Raw genomic sequence first — 21,426 nt, 5'->3', positions numbered from 1 at the left:
GTTGCCTGGGTCGAGTGACTTACGCGCGGTCGTCGGCGAATGCGGACTCGAGATCGTCGACCTCGTCCTGGGCGAGGTCGAGCAGGGGGAAGTCGGAGGGGGTGTGGCCGCCGGCGGCCGGGTCGGCCGTGGTGTGGGCGGCCAGTCCCGCCAGCAGATCCAGCCAGCCGAGCCCCAGCCGGTCGGCGTCGGCCGCGTCCAGCAGCCCGCCGGGCCAGGCCAGCGACAGCGCCAGCTCCGGTCCGCTCGGGGTGTCCTGGACCAGGGCGCCGGCCTCCAGTGCGTGCCGCGCCGGCATACCCGGCTCGGCCGCGCCGCCCAGCGCCGACTCGCCGGCCAGCTCCCAGGCGGCGGGCGGTCCGCTGGAGTCGCCGGCGGGGAAGCGGCCAAGGTAGTTGAAGCCGATCTGGGGGGCGGGCAGCCCGGCGAGTACGGGTGCGGTCTCGGGGTTCAGGTAGCGCAGCAGCTCAAAGCCGAGCCCGTCCCCGGACGCGGCCTTGGCCTGCTCCTTCACCGCCTTGAGCAGAGTGCCGGCGGCCGGGCCGCCCGCCCGCGCCTGGGCCGGGCCGGTGCTGCCGACGCGCAGCCGGACGGGGCGCGTACTGGCGAACCAGCCCACGGTCCGCGACAGATCGACGGTGTCGTGCAACTGCTCCCGGCCGTGCCCCTCGACATCGACCAGCACGCCGGCACCGAACTCCGGCCGCCACTGCGCCACCGCGCCCGCCAGTGCCGCCAGCAGCACCTCGTGCACACCGCAGTGGAAGACGGCCGGGGTGCGGGAGACGAGCGTCTCGGCTGCGGCGGCGGGCACCAGCCAGCGGCGCCGGACCGTGGTCCGCTCGGTGTCCTGCTCGGGGTCCAGCGGTCGACGTCCCAGCAGCGGCTCGCCGGCGGCCAGGAGCTGCTTCCAGGCCGGGAGTTCCGCCGTCCGGTGCTCGCTGATCGCCTCGGCGGCCAACAGCTGCGACCAACGGCGGAACGACGTACCCACCGGGTCAAGGACCGGCTCCCGGCCAGCGACCGCCGCCTCGCAGGCGGCCCGCAGATCCGGCAGCAGAACCCGCCACGACACCCCGTCCACGGCGAGGTGATGCACGACGACCAGCAGGCGGCCCACCCGCTCGGATCCGGCGTCGAGCCACACCACCTGCGCCATCACCCCAGCACCCGGATCCAGCCGGCCGACGGCCGCCTCGGCCTGAGCGGCCACCAGCGCATCCAGCGCCCCCACCGGCACGTTTGCCGCGTCCACACGTGATATGAGCGCCGGCACGTCGATCGCGCCCGGCTCCGGCACCACCAGCTTCGCCTCGGCGGCCAGGGGCCGTGCCCGGAGGATGTCGTGCGCGTCCAGTAGCGCGGCCACGCCGACGGTGAGCGCCTGAAGACCCAGCTTCGGGGGCGCACCGACGACCATCCACTGCGCGAAGCCCGGTCGCGTGACCGACTCCCCGAGCGACCGCATCACCGGCGTGAAGGCGACCTCACCCACCCCGGACACGTCCACCGCCGATGCCTCGCTGTCCGCCGCGGCGACGACTCGCGCCAGACCGGCCGGAGTGCGCTCCTCGAACACCTGCCGCGGCGACACCACCCAGCCCGCACGGCGCACTCGTGACGCCAGCTGCATCGACATGATCGAATCGCCACCGAGCTGGAAGAAGTCGTCATCCACCCCGACCACGCCCGCGCCCAACACCTCGGCGAACAAAGTGCACAGGAGTTCCTCCACCGGCGACGACGGCGCCCGGCTCGACTCACGCACGACATCGGGCGCGGGCAACGCCGCCTTGTCGACCTTGCCGTTGGGGGTGAGGGGCAGGGTGTCCAGGATCGTGACGGTGGCCGGGACCATGTGCTCGGGGAGACGGGTAGCGGTGAACTCCCTGATGGCGGCGGGGTCCAGGACGGTCGCACACACGGCGTAGGCGGCGAGACGGTCGTCGCGGGCGATGACGGTGGCCTGGGTGACATCCGGGTGGGCGGTGAGGACGGATTCGATCTCGCCGAGTTCGATGCGGAACCCGCGGATCTTGACCTGCTCGTCGGCGCGGCCCTGGAAGTGCAGCAGCCCGTCGCCGCTCCATTTGGCGAGATCACCGGTGCGATACATGCGGGCGCCCTCGGCGTACGGGCAGGCTATGAAACGTTCCGCGGTCAGCTCCCGGCGGCCCAGATAGCCGCGGGCCAAGCCCGGACCGGCCAGATACACCTCGCCGACTACACCCGGCGGCACCGGACGCAGGAAACCGTCCAGGACGTACACCTGGGTGTTGGGCAGCGGAATCCCGATCGCCGGGGGCTGATCGTCCGGCGTGATGCCCTCCTCGAGCGCCACAGCCGTGGTCATGACGGTCGACTCGGTCGGACCGTAGGTGTTCCACAACCGGGCCTGCGCACGCCACTTGGCAGCCAGATCGGCGGTCAGCCGCTCGGCACCCAGCACCCAGTTGCGTACGCCGGGCACGGTCTGCGGATCCAGGACGCCGAGCAGCGAGGGCACCACGCTCGCCACCGTCACCCCGGCCGTACGGATCATCTCCACCAGCGCCTGCGGATCCGTGCGCTCCTCGCCAGTGGCGATCGCCAGCGTCCCGCCGGACGCCAGCGTGGCGGCCACGTCGAGGACCGAGGCGTCGAAGCTGAACGACGCGAACTGCAACGTCACCTCACCCGGACCGGCACCCAACACCGGACCCATCGCCTCCACCAGATTCACCACACCCCGATGCGCCACCGCCACACCCTTCGGACGACCCGTCGACCCCGAGGTATAGATCACATACGCCAACTCATCAGGATCCAGTGCGACATCAAGGGCTGCATTCGACTCTGCCGCAATGACGTTCCCGGCCTCCGCGAACCAGCCAGCATCGATCACCATGGACGCACCGCTGTCGACCGTCATGAACTCCAGCCGCTCGACCGGGTACTCCGGATCCAGCGGCACATACGCGCCACCGGCCTTCCACACCGCCAGCATCGAGACGATCATGTCGACACCGCGGGGCAACCGCAGACCCACCCGCAACTCCCGGCCAACACCGCGATCATGTAGATACCTAGCCAGCCGATTCGACCTGACCTCCAACTCCCCATACGAAAGGGCCTCCGCCCCACACCGCACCGCCACCACATTCGGCGACCGAAGCGCGTGGGCCCGGAACCGCTCCACCACCATGTCCGACCCGACCGCCCGCGCCGTGGCATTCCACTCCCCCACCACCAGCGCCCGCTCACCCGCATCCAACAGCTCGATCTCGCCCACCCGCACCCGCGGATCCGCCGCCACCTGCTCCAGCACCCGCACCAACCGGCCTACGATCCGCTCGGCCTCCCGCTGGTCGAAGAGATCGGGCCGGTAAGCCAGCTCGATCCGCAGCCGGTCGTGCGGGGTGACCCCCACAGTGAGGGGATAGTTCGTGGCCTGGCGGGTCTCGCCGCCGGAGATGGTGTAGGTCTCGGTGCGGCCTCGCCGCGGTTCCTGGACCCTGGGAAAGCTCTCGTACACGACCAGCGTGTCGAAGCCCGCGCCCAGTCCGGCCGCGCGCTGGATCTCCGCCAGGCCGAGGTGCTGGTGTGCCATCAGCTCCGACTGGCGCTGCTGCAGTCCGGTGAGCAGTTCCAGCACCGGCAGTTCGGGCCGTAGGCGGACTCGTACCGGCAGGGTGTTGATGAGCAGTCCGACCATGGACTCCGCCCCGGGCAGCTCCGCCGGCCGACCCGCCACGGTGGCGCCGAAGACCACATCGCGGCGGCGTGCCAGCCGCGCGAGCACCAGTGCCCAGGCACCCTGCACCACCGTGTTCACGGTCAGGCCGTGGGTGCGGGCCAGCTCCGTGAGAGCCCGGGTGGCGGGCTCGGAGAGGTCGAGGCAGCACTCCTGCGGCAGGACCGCGGTCCTCTTCGGGTCGGCGGCCGCTACCAGCGTCGGTTCTTCGGCGCTGGCCAGTTCGGCCTGCCAGGCGGCCCGTGCCGCCGCCTTGTCCTGGCGGTTCAGCCATGCCAGGTAGTCCCGGTAGCCGGCCACCGGGGGCAGCGTCCGGCTGTCGCCGCCGGCCGCGTACACCGCGGCCAGCTCGTCGAGCAGCACCGGCATCGACCAGCCGTCCATCAGGATGTGGTGGGTCGTCAGCACCAGCTGGTGCCGTTGGTCGGCGAGCCGGATCAGCAGCAGCCGTAGCAGCGGCGCGGCCGCCAGGTCCAGCCGCTTCGCGTGCTCCTGCGCGGCGAGTTCAGCTGCCCTGGCCGTCCGCTCCGCCTCCGCCAGGCCGGACAGGTCCGTCTCCCGCCAGGGCAGTCGCACCGTACGGGCAACGAGCTGGACCGGTGCTCCTGACTTGCGCTCGTGGAAGCTCGCCCGCAGTGCCGCGTGCCGGTCCAGAAGTGCCTGCCAGGAGGCCCGGAAGCGGGCCGGGTTCAGCGGCCCGGTTATCGAGATCACCGTCTGCAGGGCATAGATGTCCGGGCCTTCGCCGTCGAAGGAGGCGTGGAAGAGCAGCCCTTCCTGCAGCGGAGAGAGCGGCCAGACTTCGGCGAGGGAGTTTCCCTTGGCACCGGTGGAGGCCGGCGAAGTGGTCGAGGTAGGCGAAGTGGGCGTCTTCACAGCGGGTTCTCTCCTTCGCGTTCTGCCGCCAGCGCTTCGAACTCCTCGACCTCGTCCTGGGCGAGCTCGATCAGGGGGAAGTCGGAGGGAGTGTGGCCCCCAGCGGCGGGGTCGCCGTCCGTGTGCGCGGCGAGTCCGGTGAGGACGTCCAGCCACTGGCGGCCGAGTGCCGCGCCCTGCGCGTGGTCCAGCAGGCCGCCTGGCCAGGCCAGCGACAGGGTCAGTTCAGGTCCGTGCGGGGTGTCCTGGACAATCGCGCCGGCTGCCAGCGCGTGGGCGGCCGAGGCCTGCGGGTCGGCGGCACCGCCCGGACCCGTTTCGTCAGCCGACTCCCAGGCGCCCGGTTCGCCGGAGTTGGCCCCGGCGGGGAACCGGCCCAGGTAGTTGAAGCCGATCTGCGGTGCCGGCAGCGCGGCCAGCTCCGGTGCGGTGCGCGCGTTCAGATGGCGCAGCAGCCCGTAGCCGAGGCCGTCGCCCGGAACCCGCTGGAGCTGTTCCTTGACCGCCTTCAGCAGGGCGCCGGCGGCCGGGCCACCGGAGAGCGCGTCGGCAAGGTCCACGCCTGAGGACGCCACCCAGACCGGATGCACGCCGGTGAACCAGCCCACGGTGCGCGACAGATCCACCCCGTCGGCCAGTGCCTCCCGGCCATGGCCCTCGATATCGACCAGCACCCCGGCACCGAACTCCGGCCGCCACTGCGCCACCGCACCGGCCAGCGCCGCCAGCAGCACCTCATGCACACCACAGTGGAAGACGGCCGGAGTGCGGGAGACAAGCGTCTCGGCCGCGGCGGCGGGCACCACCCACTCCGCGCGGCGCAGACCCGCCACCGTGTCCCGTACCGGATCCAGCTCTCGCCCGCCCAACAGCGGCCCATCTGCAGTCAACAGCTCCTCCCAGACCGGGAGTTCCGCCACCCGGTGCTCGCTGATCGCCTCGGCGGCCAACAGCTGCGACCAACGGCGGAACGACGTACCCACCGGGTCAAGGACCGGCTCCCGGCCCGCGGCCGCCGCCTCGCAGGCAGCCCGCAGATCCGGCAGCAGAACCCGCCACGACACCCCGTCCACCGCGAGATGATGCACAACGACCAACAGGCGGCCCACGGCATCCGGTCCGGCGTCGAGCCACACCACCTGCGCCATCACCCCAGCACCCGGATCCAGCCGTTCGACGGCCGCCCGCGCCTGCGCCCGGACCAGCTCGCTCAGCTCCGAGTCATCGATACCGGTGCCGTCGACGCGGGATACGAGCGCCGACACGTCGGTCGCGCCCGGCTCCGGCACCACCAGCTTCGCCTCGGCGGCCACCAGCCGGGCGCGGAGCATGTCGTGCGCGTTCAGCAGCGCGGCCACGCCGGCGGTCAGCGCCTGAAGACCCAGCTTCGGGGGCGCACCGACGACCATCCACTGCGCGAAGCCCGGTCGCGTGACCGACTCCCCGAGCGACCGCATCACCGGCGTGAAGGCGACCTCACCCACCCCGGACACGTCCACCGCTGTCGCCCCGCCATCCGCCGCGGCGACGACTCGCGCCAGACCGGCCGGGGTTCGCTCCTCGAACACCTGCCGCGGCGACACCACCCAGCCCGCACGGCGCACTCGTGACGCCAACTGCATCGACATGATCGAATCGCCACCGAGCTGGAAGAAGTCGTCATCCACCCCGACCACGCCCGCGCCCAACACCTCGGCGAACAAAGTGCACAGGAGTTCCTCCACCGGCGACGACGGCGCCCGGCTCGACTCACGCACGACATCAGGCGCGGGCAACGCCGCCTTGTCGACCTTGCCGTTGGGCGTGAGCGGCAACGCGTCCAACACCACCACGGCCGGGACCATGTACTCAGGCAGCCGGGCGGCCGCGGACTCCCTGACGGCGGTGCCGTCCAGTTCCGCGCCCGCCGTACGGACGACGTACCCGACCAACCGCTCGCCGTTCGCCACAACCAGCGCCTGAGCCACCCCCGGATGCGATGCAAGGGCCGACTCCACCTCGCCCGGCTCGATGCGGAAGCCGCGGATCTTCAGCTGCTCGTCCGCCCGCCCCTGGAAGAGCAGTTCGCCGTCGGAGGTCCACTGCGCCCGGTCGCCCGACCGGTACATCCGCCCGCCTTCGACGTACGGGCAGGCCACGAACCGCTCCGCCGTCAGCCCCGGCCGCCCGGCGTAGCCGCGGGCCAGGCCCGGACCGGCCAAGTACAGCTCGCCCGTGACGCCGGCGGGCACCGGCTGCAGGAAGCCGTCGAGCACAAAGGCCCGGGTGTTCGTCATCGGGCGCCCGATCGGCACGGTGCCGACGCCCGACGTCGTCAGCGGTCGGCTCATGGCCGCGCAGACCGTCGTCTCCGTCGGACCGTAGGCGTTCACCAGTCGCCGCCCGGAGGACCAGCGGTCAGCCACCGCCGGCGGGCAGGCCTCGCCGGCCACCGTCACGGTCTGCACCGTGTCCGGCAGCCACTCCGCCACCGCGAGCAGGCTGGGCGGCAGCGTTACGTGCGTGGTCCTGGTCCGTGCAAGGGCATCGGCCACCGGCGCCTGCGGCGGCAGCTGTGCCGCGCCGGCCACCACCAGCGTCGCGCCGGACAGCAGCGCCATGCACAGCTCGGAGACAGCGGCGTCGAAGCTCAGCGAGGCGAACTGCAGCACCCGGGCGTCCGGGTGTACGGCGAACCGCTCGATCTGCGCCTGCGCCAGGTTCGCCAGCCCCACGTGCGAGACCACCACGCCCTTGGCAATGCCGGTGGAGCCCGAGGTGTAAATGACATAGGCCGCGTGCTCCGGCCGCAGCGGCGCTCGGCGCTCCGCGTCCGCGATCGCACCGGGCGCACCCGCCGCCACCGCCGCGGCCACGGCGGGCTCGTCCCACGCCAGGGCCCGGTCCGCGAACTCGTCCGGCAACGCGCCGCGCACTGCGGTGGAGCACAGCACCAGCGCCGGATCGGCGTCCCGCAGCATGAATTCCAGCCGCTGCTGCGGATACGCCGGGTCCACCGGTACGAAGACGCCGCCCGCCATCGACACCGCCAGCAGCGCCACCACCGCCGGCACCGTGCGCTCCGCCAGCAGCGCCACCCGGACCTCCGGCCCGACGCCGGCGGCGATCAGCCAGCGGGCCAGCCGGCCGGCGTCGTCCTGCAGCTCGCGGTAGGTCATGGTCCGCTCGTCCGGGTGTGACAGAGCCCGTTCGTCCGGGTGTAACAGAGCCCGCTCGTCCCCGCGCGGCAGGGCCGGCTCATCCAGTACGGAGCTGAGCGCCGCCGCGTCCGGGGTCCGCCGCACCTGGCGGGCGAACAGCTCGGGCAGCGGGGCGGCCGTCACCGGCGCAGCAGGGGCAGTGTCGTTCCACTCCTCCAGCACTCGTGCCCGCCCGGCCGCGCCGAGGACGCCGATCCGGCCCACCGGCACGGTGGCGTCGGCGGCCAGTTGCTCCAGCACCCGCAGCAGGCAGGCCAGGTTCTCCGCCGCCCAGTCGCGGGTGCACAGGTCCGGCCGGTAGACCACCTCTCCTGCCAGCCGGTCGCCGGGCGCCATGATGAGGGCGAGGGAGTAGTGGCTCGCGTCCTGCGACTTGCCGTCCGGCCGCAGCGAGAGGCCGCCCGCCGGACAGGCGTCGGCGGCGGAGCGCGGGTAGTTCTCATAGACCACCAGCGTGTCGAACTCCGCACCGGACCCGGCGATTTTCTGGATCTCTGCCAGGCCCAGGTGCTGGTGCCCCATCAGGGCGGCCTGGCGCCGCTGCAGGTCCGCGAGCAGGTCCAGGGCCGACTGCGCGGGGTCCAGGCTGGCCCGTACCGGGAGGGTGTTGATGAACAGCCCGACCGAGGCGTCCGCGCCCGGCACGTCGGCGGGCCGGCCGGCCACCGTGCTGCCGAACACCACGTCGTTGCGCCCGATGAGCCGGGCGAGCAGCAGCGCCCAGGCACCCTGCACGATCGTGTTCATCGTCAGGCCGTGGGTGCGGGCGAGTTCGGTGAGGTCACGGGTCAGTTCGGCGGAGCACTCGAACTCCAGCGGGATCGGGCGGGCCGTCGCGCCCGACCGGCCGGGCGCGACTCGGGAGGGCTCATCGGCGCCGGCCAGCTCCGCCCGCCAGGCGGCCCGCGCGGCCGGCCGGTCCTGTCGGCCCAGCCAGGCCAGATACTCCCGGTAGGACGTCGCAGGCGGCAGCGCCGCCCGCCGCTCGCCGGCTGCCGCCTCGTACAACGCGGACAGCTCGTCGAAGAGGACCGGCAGCGACCAGCCGTCGACCACGACGTGATGAGTGGTCACCACCATGCGGTGCCGCCGCTCGCCGAGCCGGATCAGCAGTACACGCAGCAGCGGCGCCCTGGTCAGGTCGAACCGCTCCGCCATCTCCGCCGCGCACAGCCGGCCGATCTCCGCGCGCGCCTGCGCCTCCGGCAGGCCGCACACATCGGCCACGCGCCACGGCAGTGTGACGGCGTCGGTGATGACCTGCACCGCTGTCTCGTCGGAGGCACCCTGGTGAAAACTCGCCCGCAGGATGGGGTGCCGGTCAAGCACGTCCTGCCAGGCCCCGCGCAGCCGTGCCGCGTCCAGCGGACCGTCGAGCAGCAGGGCACGCTGTCCCGCATAGACGTCGGGCCCGTGGTCGTCAAAGGCGGCGTGGAAGAGCAGCCCTTCCTGCAGCGGGGACAGCGGCCACACGTCGGCCAGGTCCGGGACCGCCAGCTCCAGCTCCTGTACGCCGCGCTGGGTCAGGGGCAGTTGGAGCAGGGGGAAGTCGGCGGGGGTGTGGCCGCCGGCCGCCGGGTCGCTGGCGGTGTGTTCGGCGAGTCCGGTGAGCAGCGCCAGCCACTGGCGTCCGAGCTCGGCGGCCTCGGCGTCGTCGAGCAGGCCGCCTGCCCAGGCCAGGGAGAGCGTCAGCTCGGGCCCGTGCGCGGTGTCCTGAACAACCGCGCCCGCGTCCAGCGCGTGGGCGGCCGGAGCCTGCGGGTCGGCGGCACCGCCCGGACCGGACTCACCGGCGGGCTCCCAGGCCGCCGCTTCGCCCTCGCCGGAGTTGGGCCCGGCGGGGAAGCGGCCGAGGTAGTTGAAGCCGATCTGCGGTACGGGCAGCGCGGCGAGGGCCGGCGCGGTCTCGGGGTTGAGGTAGCGCAGGAGCTGGTAGCCGAGGCCGTCGCCGGCCTTGGCCCAGGTCTGCTCCTTGACCGCCTTCAGCAGGGCGCCGGCGGCCGGGCCACCGGAGAGCGCGTCGGCAAGGTCCACGCCTGAGGACGCCACCCAGACCGGATGCACGCCGGTGAACCAGCCCACGGTGCGCGACAGATCCACCCCGTCGGCCAGTGCCTCCCGGCCATGGCCCTCGATATCGACCAGCACCCCGGCACCGAACTCCGGCCGCCACTGCGCCACCGCACCGGCCAGCGCCGCCAGCAGCACCTCATGCACACCACAGTGGAAGACGGCCGGAGTGCGGGAGACAAGCGTCTCGGCCGCGGCGGCGGGCACCACCCACTCCGCGCGGCGCAGACCCGCCACCGTGTCCCGTACCGGATCCAGCTCTCGCCCGCCCAACAGCGGCCCATCTGCAGTCAACAGCTCCTCCCAGACCGGGAGTTCCGCCACCCGGTGCTCGCTGATCGCCTCGGCCGCCAACAGCTGCGACCAACGGCGGAACGACGTACCCACCGGGTCAAGGACCGGCTCCCGGCCCGCGGCCGCCGCCTCGCAGGCAGCCCGCAGATCCGGCAGCAGAACCCGCCACGACACCCCGTCCACCGCGAGATGATGCACGACGATCACCAGTCGGCCCACGGCATCCGGTCCGGCGTCGAGCCACACCACCTGCGCCATCACCCCAGCACCCGGATCCAGCCGTTCGACGGCCGCCCGCGCCTGCGCCCGGACCAGCTCGCTCAGCTCCGAGTCATCGATACCGGTGCCGTCGACGCGGGATACGAGCGCCGACACGTCGGTCGCGCCCGGCTCCGGCACCACCAGCTTCGCCTCGGCGGCCACCAGCCGGGCGCGGAGCATGTCGTGCGCGTTCAGCAGCGCGGCCACGCCGGCGGTCAGCGCCTGAAGACCCAGCTTCGGGGGCGCACCGACGACCATCCACTGCGCGGCCCCGGCGCCGGCCGCGGACACACCGAGCGACCACATCACCGGGGTGAAGGCGATCTCCCCCACGCCGGACGCGTCCGGCCCGGCTCCGGCCGCCGACACCGCCGAACGGTCCGGCTCCACGACCCGCGCCAGACCGGCCGGAGTGCGCTCCTCGAACACCTGCCGCGGCGACACCACCCAGCCCGCACGCCGGGCTTGGGAGGCCAGCTGCATCGACATGATCGAGTCGCCGCCGAGCTCGAAGAACGAGTCGTCCATCGCTACGCGGTCGATCCCCAGAACCTGGGCGAAGAGGGTGCAGAGGATCTCCTCGACGGGGGTGGATGGTGCTCGTCCGTGGCCGGTGGCGGTTTCGGGGATTGGGAGGGCGGTCTTGTCGACTTTGCCGTTGGGGGTGAGGGGCAGGGTGTCCAGGATCGTGATGGTGGCCGGGACCATGTGGCCGGGGAGGCGGGTGGCGGTGAACTCCCGTATGGCGGCGGGGTCCAGGGCGGTCGCACACACGGCGTAGGCGGCAAGGCGGTCGTCACGGGCGATGACGGTGGCCTGGGTGATGTCGGGGTGGGCGGTGAGGACGGATTCGATCTCGCCGAGTTCGATACGGAACCCGCGGATCTTGACCTGTTCATCGGCGCGGCCCTGGAAGTGCAGCAGCCCGTCGCCGCTCCATTTGGCGAGGTCGCCGGTGCGGTACATGCGGGCGCCATCTGTGTACGGGCAGGCTATGAAGCGTTCCGCGGTCAGGTCCTGGCGGCCCAGATAGCCGCGGGCCAAGCCCGGACCGGCCAGATACACCTCGCCGACTACACCCGGCGGCACCGGGCGCAGGAAGTCATCCAGGACATAGACCTGGGTGTTGGACAGCGGAATGCCGATCGCCGGGGGCTGATCGTCCGGTGTAATGCCCTCCTCGAGCGCCACAGCCGTGGTCATGACGGTCGACTCGGTCGGACCGTAGGTGTTCCACAACCGGGCCTGCGCACGCCACTTGGCGGCCAGATCCGCGGTCAGCCGCTCGGCACCCAGCACCCAATTGCGTACGCCGGGCACGGTCTGCGGGTCCAGGACGCCGAGCAGGGAGGGCACCACGCTCGCGACCGTCACGCCACTGTCCCGGATCATCCTCGACAGGGCCTGCGGATCCGTGCGCTCCTCGCCGGTGGCGATCGCCAGCGTGCCACCGGACGCCAGCGTCACGGCGACGTCGAGGACCGAGGCGTCGAAGCTGAACGACGCGAACTGCAACGTCACCTCACCCGGACCGGCACCCAACACCGGACCCATCGCCTCCACCAGATTCACCACACCCCGATGCGCCACCGCCACACCCTTCGGACGACCCGTCGACCCCGAGGTGTAGATCACATACGCCAACTCATCAGGAGCGACGGCGATATCCGGGGCCGCGTCGGGCTCGGCCGCAATGGCCGCGCCGGTGTCCGCCATCCACTCGGCATCGATCACCACCGACGCACCACTGTCGACCGTCATGAACTCCAGCCGGTCAGTCGGGTACTCCGGATCCAATGGCACATACGCGCCACCGGCCTTCCACACCGCCAGCATCGACGTCATCATGTCGACGCCGCGCGGCAGCCGCAGGCCCACCCGCGACTCCCGGCCAACACCGCGATCATGTAGATACCTAGCCAGTCGATTCGACCTGGCATCCAGCTCCCCGTACGAGACGGACTCCGCCCCACACCGCACCGCGACGGCCTCCGGAACCCGAACCACCTGCGCCCGGAACCGTTCCACCACCATGTCCGACCCGACCGGCCGCGCCGTGGCATTCCACTCCCCCACCACCAGCGCCCGCTCACCAGCATCCAACAGCTCGATCTCGCCCACCCGCACCCGCGGATCCGCCGCCACCTGCTCCAGCACCCGCACCAACCGGCCTACGATCCGCTCCGCGTCGCGCTGGTCGAACAGGTCGTGGCGATAGTCGAGCCGAAGCTTCAGTTCGGACGCGTCCACCCCCAGCGCCAGTGCGAAGTTCGTCGACTCCCGCATTCCCGCGCCCGTCAGCCGGACGGAGTCGAGGGTGGCTGGGACCTCCGGGTCACCGGGGAAGTTCTCGAATGCCAGCAGCGTGTCGAAGCCCGCGCCCGGACCCGCCAGCCGCTGGATCTCCGTAAGGCCCAGATGCTGGTGATCCAGCAGTGCGGACTGCTCAGCCTGCAGGTCGGCGAGGAACTCGGCGACCGTGCGCGCCGGATCGAAGCGCACCCGTACCGGGATGGTGTTGATGAACAGCCCCAGCATGTCCTCCATGCCCGGCAGCTCGGCCGGCCGTCCTGCGACCGTCGCTCCGAACACCACGTCCCGGCGGCCCGTCATGCCTCCGACCAGCAGCGCCCAGACAGTCTGCAGAACGGTGTTCAGGGTGACGTCCGCCTCGCGGGCCAGACGCGTCAGCTCTTGAGCGAGCGGCGGGGGCAACTCGGCGCCGACGTACGCGGTCTCGCCGGGCGATTGGGCCGGGTCAGCAGGGGCGACCAGGGTCGGTTCCGCGGTCCCGGACAGCGTCCGGCTCCAGGCCAACCGTGCGGCGTCTTTGTCCTGTCGCGCCAGCCAGTACAGATACTCCCGGTACGGGGTAATCGCGGGCAGTCCCGCGCCGCTGCCGCCGGCCGCATAGGCGCCCCACACCTCCCGCAGCAGGATCGGCAGCGACCACCCGTCCAGCACCAGGTGGTGCATGGTGATCACCAGCCGGTAGCGGTCCTGGCCCATTCTGATCAGCAGCACTTTCAGCAAGGGTGGCGTCCCCAGCTCGAATCGCTGTGCGCGCTCCTCGACCGCGATTCGCTCCGACAGCGCCCAGGCCGCCTGCTGCGGCTGCTCCGTCAGGTCTACCTCGCGCCAGGGCAGCCGCACACCCTCGACGACAACCTGCAGCGGCTGCTCGATACCTGCCACCTGCCGGAAACCGGCACGCAAGCTGTCGTGCCGATCAAGCACCGCCTGCCAAGACGCCCGCAACACACCTGCGTCGAGCCGCCCCTCCAAGTCCAGGACCAGTTGCTCCACATACACATCCGTGCCCTGCTGATCAAACAGCGCGTGAAACAACAGCCCTTCCTGCAACGGCGATACAGGCAACACCTCCACCAGCCCCGAAACCGCCGCCTCCAACTCCTCCACCTGCGACTGCCCCAACGCCACCAACGGGAAGTCCGACGGCGTATGACCGCCACCCCCCGACGCCACATGAGCCTCAAACCCGGCCAGCATCTCCACCCAGCCATCAACCAGAGACTGCGCCGCCTCCACGCCCAACAACCGCCCCGGCCACGCCAACGTCAACGTCAGCTCCGGCCCCTCGGCCAGATCATGGACCGCGCCCATGAACTCCAGGGCGTGCAACACCGGGAAGTCGCCGCCGACCCCGGCGCCGAGGTCGTCGTCGAGCAGCTGCCAGTCGCCCGAGTGGCTGCTGAAGCGGCCCAGGTAGTTGAAGCCGACCTGCGCGGCCGGCAACCCGGCCAGCTCCACCGCCGTATCCGCATTCAAATACCGGAGCAGGCCATAACCCAGCCCGTCCCCGGGCACACCCCTCACCTGCTCCTTGACCCGCTTGACGACCTCCCCCGCAGCTGCCTGGCCGGCCCGTATCGCGCCACCATCAACCACGCCCGGATCCAGCCGGACCGGATACACACCCGTGAACCAGCCCACCGTCCGCGACAGATCCACCCCCTCACCCAACGGCTCCCGCCCATGCCGCTCAATATCGACCAACACCCCGCAGCCACCCTCAGGCCGCCACTCCCCTATCGCCGCCGCCAACCCCGCCACCAGCACCTCATCAACCCTGGCACCGAACGCCGCCGGCACCCCGGTCAACAACGCCGACGTCACCGACACCGGCACCCGCACCGACACCCGCCGCACCGACGACTCGACATCCCGCACCGGATCCAGCGCCAACGCCCTCAGCACCAGGTCAGAACCTGTCAACAACGCGGCCCACGCCTCCAGCTCCGCCAACCGCCCCGCACTCCCGGCCTGCACCTCAAGCTCCCGCACCCAATGCCGGAACGACGTCACCACCGGCGCCAACACAGGCTCACGACCCGCAGCCAACGCCGCACACGCCTCCACCAGATCCGGCAGCAACACCCGCCACGACACCGTATCCACCACCAAGTGATGAATCACCAGCAAGAGTTGGCCCGGCGCATCCACTCCGGCGTCGAACCACACCGCGCCGAGCATGAGACCGGCGGCCGGATCCAACCGGCCCACCGCCGCCCGCGCCTCCGCATCCACATCCACATCCACATCCGCGCCAGCCGCATCCACCCGACGCACCCACACCCACCCCGGCTCCGCCTCCGGCACCTCGAGCCGCGCCTCCGCGCCCGGCACCAACCGCGCCCGCAGCACGTCATGCCGCGCCACCAGCGCCTGCACCGCCCGCGCGAGCACCTCGAAGTCCAGTCCGGCCGGCGTCCGCACCCAGCTGGACTGCACGACCTCATGAAGTCGTTCCGGACCGACGCGTTCGATCAGCTCATGCATCACCGGAGTCAGCGGCACCGCACCCACACCGGACTCCCCGCCCGGCACCACACCACCGCTGTCCAGCGCCCCCGCAACCCGCGCCAGACCGACCGGAGTCCGCAGCTCGAACACCTGCCGGGAGGAGATCGCAAGACGTGCCCGCCGCGCGGCCGAGACCAGCAGCATCGACAGGATCGAATCCCCGCCCAAGGCAAAGAAGTCGCCGTCGGCACCGACCTCCCCCACGCACAGGACCTCGGCGAAGAGCCCGCACAGCAGCGCCTCCACGGGCGTCGCCGGCGCGCGGCCCGCACCAGCCGTCGCATCGACGGCGGGTAGCGCGGCCTTGTCCACCTTGCCGTTGGGGGTGAGCGGCAGCGCGTCCAGCACCGTCACGATCGCCGGGACCATGTAAGCGGGGAGGCGGTGGGCGGCGAATTCCCGTATTGCGGTCGCGTCGGCCGCGCCCCGCGCGCCAGGCGTCACGTAGGCGGCGATACGGTCCGCACGCACCACGACCGCCGCCTGGGCGACCTCCGGATGCGCCGCGATCACCGACTCGACCTCGCCCGGCTCGACTCGGAAGCCGCGGATCTTCACCTGCGTGTCCGCGCGGCCCTCGAAGTGCAGGAGCCCGTCGTCGCTCCACCTCGCCAGGTCGCCGCTGCGATACATGCGCCCGCCCTCGGCGTACGGGCAGGCCACGAAGCGCTCCGCGGTCAGCTCCCGGCGGCCCAGATAGCCGCGGGCCAGACCCGGACCAGCCAGATACACCTCACCCACCACACCCGGCAGCACCGGGCGCAGGAAGTCGTCCAGCACGAAGACACGGGTGTTGGGGAGCGGGCCGCCGATAGCCGGCGGTCGGTCGTCGGGGGCAATTGCGGTCGCGAGCTCCACGGCGGTGGCGATCACCGTGGATTCGGTGGGTCCGTAGGTGTTCCACAACCCGGCCTGCGCACGCCACTTGGCGGCCAGATCCGCGGTCAGCCGCTCGGCACCCAGCACCCAATTCCGTACCCCCGCAACCGTCTGCGGATCCAGCACGGACAACAGCGACGGCACCACGCTCGCCACCGTCACCCCAGCCGTACGGATCATCTCCGCCAGCGCCTGCGGATCCGTGCGCTCCTCGCCGGTGGCGATCGCCAGCGTCCCGCCCGATGCGAGCGTCACGGCGACGTCGAGCACCGAGGCATCGAAGCTGAACGATGCGAACTGCAGCGCAGTCGTCCCCTCCGAGACGCCCAGCACCGGACGCATCGCCTCCACCAGATTCACCACACCCCGATGCGCCACCGCCACACCCTTCGGACGACCCGTCGACCCCGAGGTATAGATCACATACGCGAGCTGATCCGGTTCGACCGCGACATCGAGGGGGGCGCCCGGCTCGGCGGCGATCGCCGGCCCGGCCTCGGCCAGCCGCTCCGCGTCGATCACCACCGACGCGCCGCTGTCGACCGTCATAAACTCCAGCCGCTCGACCGGGTACTCCGGATCCAGCGGCACGTAGGCACCCCCGGCCTTCCACACCGCCAGCATCGACACCACCATGTCCACACCCCGCGGCAACCGCAGACCCACCCGCGACTCCCGGCCCACACCAAGCCCACACAGATAGCGAGCCAGCCGATTCGACCCGACCTCCAACTCCCCGTACGAGAGGGCCTCCGCGCCGCAGCGCACCGCCACCGCATTCGGCGTGAGCACCGCCCAGCCCCCGAACAGCTCCAGCCACGTGTCCGCCCGCACCGGCCGCGCCGTGTCGTTCCACTTGTCGACGACCAGTGACCGCTCCGCCTCGTCGAGGACGTCCAACGTGCCGATACAGGCGTCCGGCTCGGCCGCCATCCGGGTCAGCACCCGTATCAGCCGCTCCGAGATCGCCACGGCCGCCGTCGCGCCGAAGCTGTCCAGCCGGTGATCGAGCCGCAGCCGCAACCCGTCGATCGGGTCAACACCGAGCGTCAGCGCGAAGTGGGTCGACTCGCGGACCCCGGAGCCGGTGAGGCGCAGCGGCTGCGGGGGGCCGCTCTCGCCGACCCGGTAGTTCTCGAACGCCAGCAGCGTGTCGAAGCCCGCCCCCGGACCCGCCAGCCGCTGGATCTCCGTAAGGCCCAGATGCTGGTGGTCCAGCAGCGCGGACTGCTCCGCTTGCAGGGCGGCAAGCAGCTCAGCAACCGTCCGTGCGGGATCGAATCGCACCCGCACAGGGATCGTGTTGATGAAGAGGCCCAGCATGTCCTCCATGCCGGACAGCTCCGCCGGCCGCCCCGCGACGGTGGCGCCGAAGACCACGTCCCTGCGGCCCGTCAAACCACCGGCCACCAGCGCCCAGGCGGCCTGAACGACGGTGTTCAGCGTGACGCCGTTCCGGCGGGCCAACTCGCGCAGCGCCCCGGTCAGTTCGGCGTCCGGCGCAAAGGTCAGCTGGCCGGTCGGACTCGGCGTGCCGTCCGCGGGGGCGGAAGTCACGAGGGTTGGTTCGTCGAGTCCGGAGAGGGCCTGTGTCCAGGCGGCCCGTGCGGCGTCCTTGTCCTGGCGCGCCAGCCAGGCCAGGTGTTCACGGTGCGGGGTGACCGCGGGCAATCCCGCACCACTGCCGCCCACGGCATAGGCGGCCCACACCTCCCGCAGCAGGATCGGCAGCGACCACCCATCCAGCACCAGATGGTGCAGCGTAATCACCATGCGCCAGCGATCCACACCCAACCGGATCAGCAGCACGCGGATCAACGGCGGCCGCGCCACATCAAAACCCCGCACCCGCTCGGCCAGAACCAACTCCTCAGCCAGCTCCGGCCGTTCCGTCAAGTCCTCCTCACGCCAGGGCAGCCGCACACCCTCCACGACAACCTGCAACGGCTGCTCGACACCTTCCACCTGCCGGAAACCAGCCCGCAAGCTGTCGTGCCGATCAAGCACCGCCTGCCAAGACGCCCGCAACACACCTGCGTCGAGCCGCCCCTCCAAGTCCAGGACCAGTTGCTCCACATACACATCCGTGCCCTGCTGATCAAACAGCGCGTGAAACAACAGCCCTTCCTGCAACGGCGATACAGGCAACACCTCCACCAGCCCCGAAACCGCCGCCTCCAACTCCTCCACCTGCGACTGCCCCAACGCCACCAACGGGAAGTCCGACGGGGTATGACCGCCACCCCCCGACGCCACATGAGCCTCAAACCCGGCCAGCATCTCCACCCAGCCATCAACCAGAGACTGCGCCGCCTCCACGCCCAACAACCGCTCCGGCCACGCCAACGTCAACGTCAGCTCCGGCCCCTCGGCCAGATCATGGATGATGCCTTCGGCCTCAAGGGCGTGCATCGCCGACGCCCGGCTCGCGAAGCCCTCTCCCAGGCCGTCGCCGAGCAGCTGCCAGTCGCCCGAGTGGCTGCTGAAGCGGCCCAGGTAGTTGAAACCGACCTGCGCGGCCGGCAACCCGGCCAGCTCCACCGCCGTATCCGCATTCAAATACCGGAGCAGGCCATAACCCAGCCCGTCCCCGGGCACACCCCTCACCTGCTCCTTGACCCGCTTGACGACCTCCCGACCGCCACCGACCCACCGGCATCCACCCGGACCGGATACACACCCGTGAACCAGCCCACCGTCCGCGACAGATCCACCCCATCACCCAACGGCTCCCGGCCGTGGCTCTCGACATCCACTAGGAACGAAATCCGGCTCTGGTCGCCCCACTCCCCTATCGCCGCCGCCAACCCAGCCAGCAGCACCTCATCAACCTTGGCACCGAACGCCGCCGGCACCCCGGTCAACAACGCCGACGTCACCGACACCGGCACCCGCACCGACACCCGCCGCACAGTGGTGCCCAAGTCCGCGGCCGGGTCCAGCGGCAGCGTCGTCAGCAGCGCGTCGGAACCCGCCTGCATCCCGGCCCAGGCCTCCAGCTCCGCCAACCGCCCCGCACTCCCGGCCTGCGCCTGAAGCTCCCGCGCCCAATGCCGGAACGACGTCGCCACTGGCGCCAGCAGAGGCTCCCGACCCGCGGCCAACGCCGCACACGCCTCCGCCAGATCCGGCAGCAGCACCCGCCACGACACCCCGTCCACCACCAAGTGATGAACCACAAGCAGCAACCGGCCCGGCGTATCCGCCCCGGCGTCGAACCACACCGCCTGCACCATCACACCGGCCAACGGATCCAACCGGCCCACCGCCGCCCGCGCCTCTCCCTCCACGTCCGCGCCAGCCGCATCCACCCGACGCACCCACACCCGCCCCGACACCGTCTCCGGCACCTCGAGCCGCGCCTCCGCACCCGGCACCAACCGCGCCCGCAGCACGTCATGCCGCGCCACCAGCGCCTGCACCGCAGCCGTCATGGTGGCCGTGTCCATTCCCCGCGGGGTCGCGACCAGGGCTGACTGGAAGACCTCCGGCAGGTCTTCCAGCCGCACCCGCTGCAGCAGTTCGAGCATGACGGGGGTGAGCGGCATCTCACCCGTACCGGCAGCTGAGTCGACGGCTCCGGAAGCGTCGCCCAGGGGCAGCGCGACCGCGGCGATACGGGCGGCGGTCCGCTCCTCGAAGACCTGCCTGGTCGTGACCGCGAAGCCGGCCCGGCGGGCGCCGGATACGACCATCATCGACAGGATCGAATCTCCACCCAGTGCGAAGAAGTCGCCGTCGGCACCGACCTCCCCCACACACAGGACCTCGGCGAAGAGATCGCACAGCAGCAGTTCAGCGGGCGTCACGGGTGCCCGACCCGGTTCGCGTACGGTCGGGGTCGGCAGTACCGCCTTGTCGATTTTGCCGTTGGGCGTGAGCGGCAGCGCGTCCAGCACGGTCACCGTGGCCGGGACCATGTGCTCCGGGAGACGCGCCGCGGCGAACTCGTGCACGGCGGCGGAAGCGAGCTCGCCGGGAGCGACCACATACGCGGCGAGACGGTCCTCCCGTACGACCACCACCGCCTGCGCGACAGCAGGATGCGCGGTGAGGACGGATTCGATCTCGCCCAGTTCGATACGGAAGCCGCGGATCTTCACCTGCTCGTCCGCGCGCCCCTGGAAGTGCAGCAGCCCGGCCCCGCTCAACTTCGCCAGGTCGCCGGTGCGATACATGCGCCCGCCCTCGGCGTACGGGCAGGCCACGAAGCGCTCCGCGGTCCGCTCCCGGCGGCCCAGATAGCCGCGGGCCAGACCCGGACCAGCCAGATACACCTCACCCACGACACCCGGCAGCACCGGGCGCAGTAGGTCGTCCAGCACGAAGACCTGAGTGTTGGGCAGGGCGCGGCCCATGGACGGGGGCTGGTCGTCCGGGGTGAGGCCGGCGGGCAGCTCCACGGCGGTGGCGATCACCGTGGATTCGGTGGGTCCGTAGGTGTTCCAGAGCCCCGCCTGCGCACACCACTTGGCGGCCAGATCCGCGGTCAGCCGCTCGGCACCCAGCACCCAATTCCGTACCCCCGCAACCGTCTGCGGATCCAGCACAGACAACAGAGACGGCACCACGCTCGCCACCGTCACGCCACTGCCCCGGATCATCCTCGACAGGGCCTGCGGATCCGTGCGCTCCTCACCGGTGGCGATCGCCAGCGTGCCACCGGATGCAAGCGTCACGGCCACGTCGAGGACCGAGGCGTCGAAGCTGAACGACGCGAACTGCAACGTCACCTCACCCGGACCGGCACCCAACACCGGACCCATCGCCTCCACCAGATTCACCACACCCCGATGCGCCACCGCCACACCCTTCGGACGACCCGTCGACCCCGAGGTGTAGATCACATACGCCAACTCATCAGGATCCAGCTCCACTTCGAGCGGCGCATCCGACTCGGCCGCAATGGCCGCGCCGGTGTCCGCCAGCCACTCACCGTCAATCACCACCGACGCACCGCTGTCGACCGTCATAAACTCCAGCCGCTCGACCGGGTACTCCGGATCCAATGGCACATACGCACCCCCGGCCTTCCACACCGCCAGCATCGACACCACCATGTCCACACCCCGCGGCAACCGCAGACCCACCCGCGACTCAGACCGGACACCCCGACGACGCAGATACCGAGCCAGCCGACTCGACCCGGCCTCCAACTCCCCATACGAGAGGACCTCCGCCCCACACCGCACCGCCACCACATTCGGCGACCGAAGCGCGTGGGCCCGGATCAGTTCCGGAACGGTGTTGGTGACACTTGTGCGGCGAGAGTCAGACATGCCAGAGGTC

3 protein-coding genes are annotated in these 21,426 nt (G+C 71.3%); all 3 read right to left on the bottom strand.

What is annotated here, in order from left to right; all coding sequences use genetic code 11:
* Positions 1 to 19: 19 nt before the first annotated feature.
* The 3 genes from ACGFSB_RS29250 to ACGFSB_RS29240 are packed head-to-tail and all read right to left on the bottom strand — an operon-like array spanning position 20 to position 21,416.
* Positions 20 to 4,609: an amino acid adenylation domain-containing protein gene (locus ACGFSB_RS29250; RefSeq protein ID WP_393405389.1), complete on the bottom strand. Its 4,590-nt coding sequence runs from the start codon at positions 4,607 to 4,609 to the stop codon at positions 20 to 22.
* Positions 4,606 to 18,735, bottom strand: a complete 14,130-nt coding sequence (locus ACGFSB_RS29245) for an amino acid adenylation domain-containing protein (protein WP_393405387.1) — start codon at positions 18,733 to 18,735, stop codon at positions 4,606 to 4,608. The genes ACGFSB_RS29250 and ACGFSB_RS29245 overlap by 4 nt, the downstream gene beginning before the upstream one ends.
* A 5-nt stretch (positions 18,736 to 18,740) precedes the next feature.
* On the bottom strand, positions 18,741 to 21,416 hold the full coding sequence (locus tag ACGFSB_RS29240) for an amino acid adenylation domain-containing protein (protein ID WP_393405385.1): 2,676 nt from the start codon (positions 21,414 to 21,416) through the stop codon (positions 18,741 to 18,743).
* Positions 21,417 to 21,426: the final 10 nt, after the last annotated feature.

The sequence above is a fragment of the Streptomyces sp. NPDC048441 genome (assembly GCF_043200235.1).
In the GTDB taxonomy this organism is placed as follows: domain Bacteria; phylum Actinomycetota; class Actinomycetes; order Streptomycetales; family Streptomycetaceae; genus Streptomyces.
Note: the sequence above shows the minus strand (reverse complement) of the source record. Positions and strands in the feature narration are given on the sequence as shown.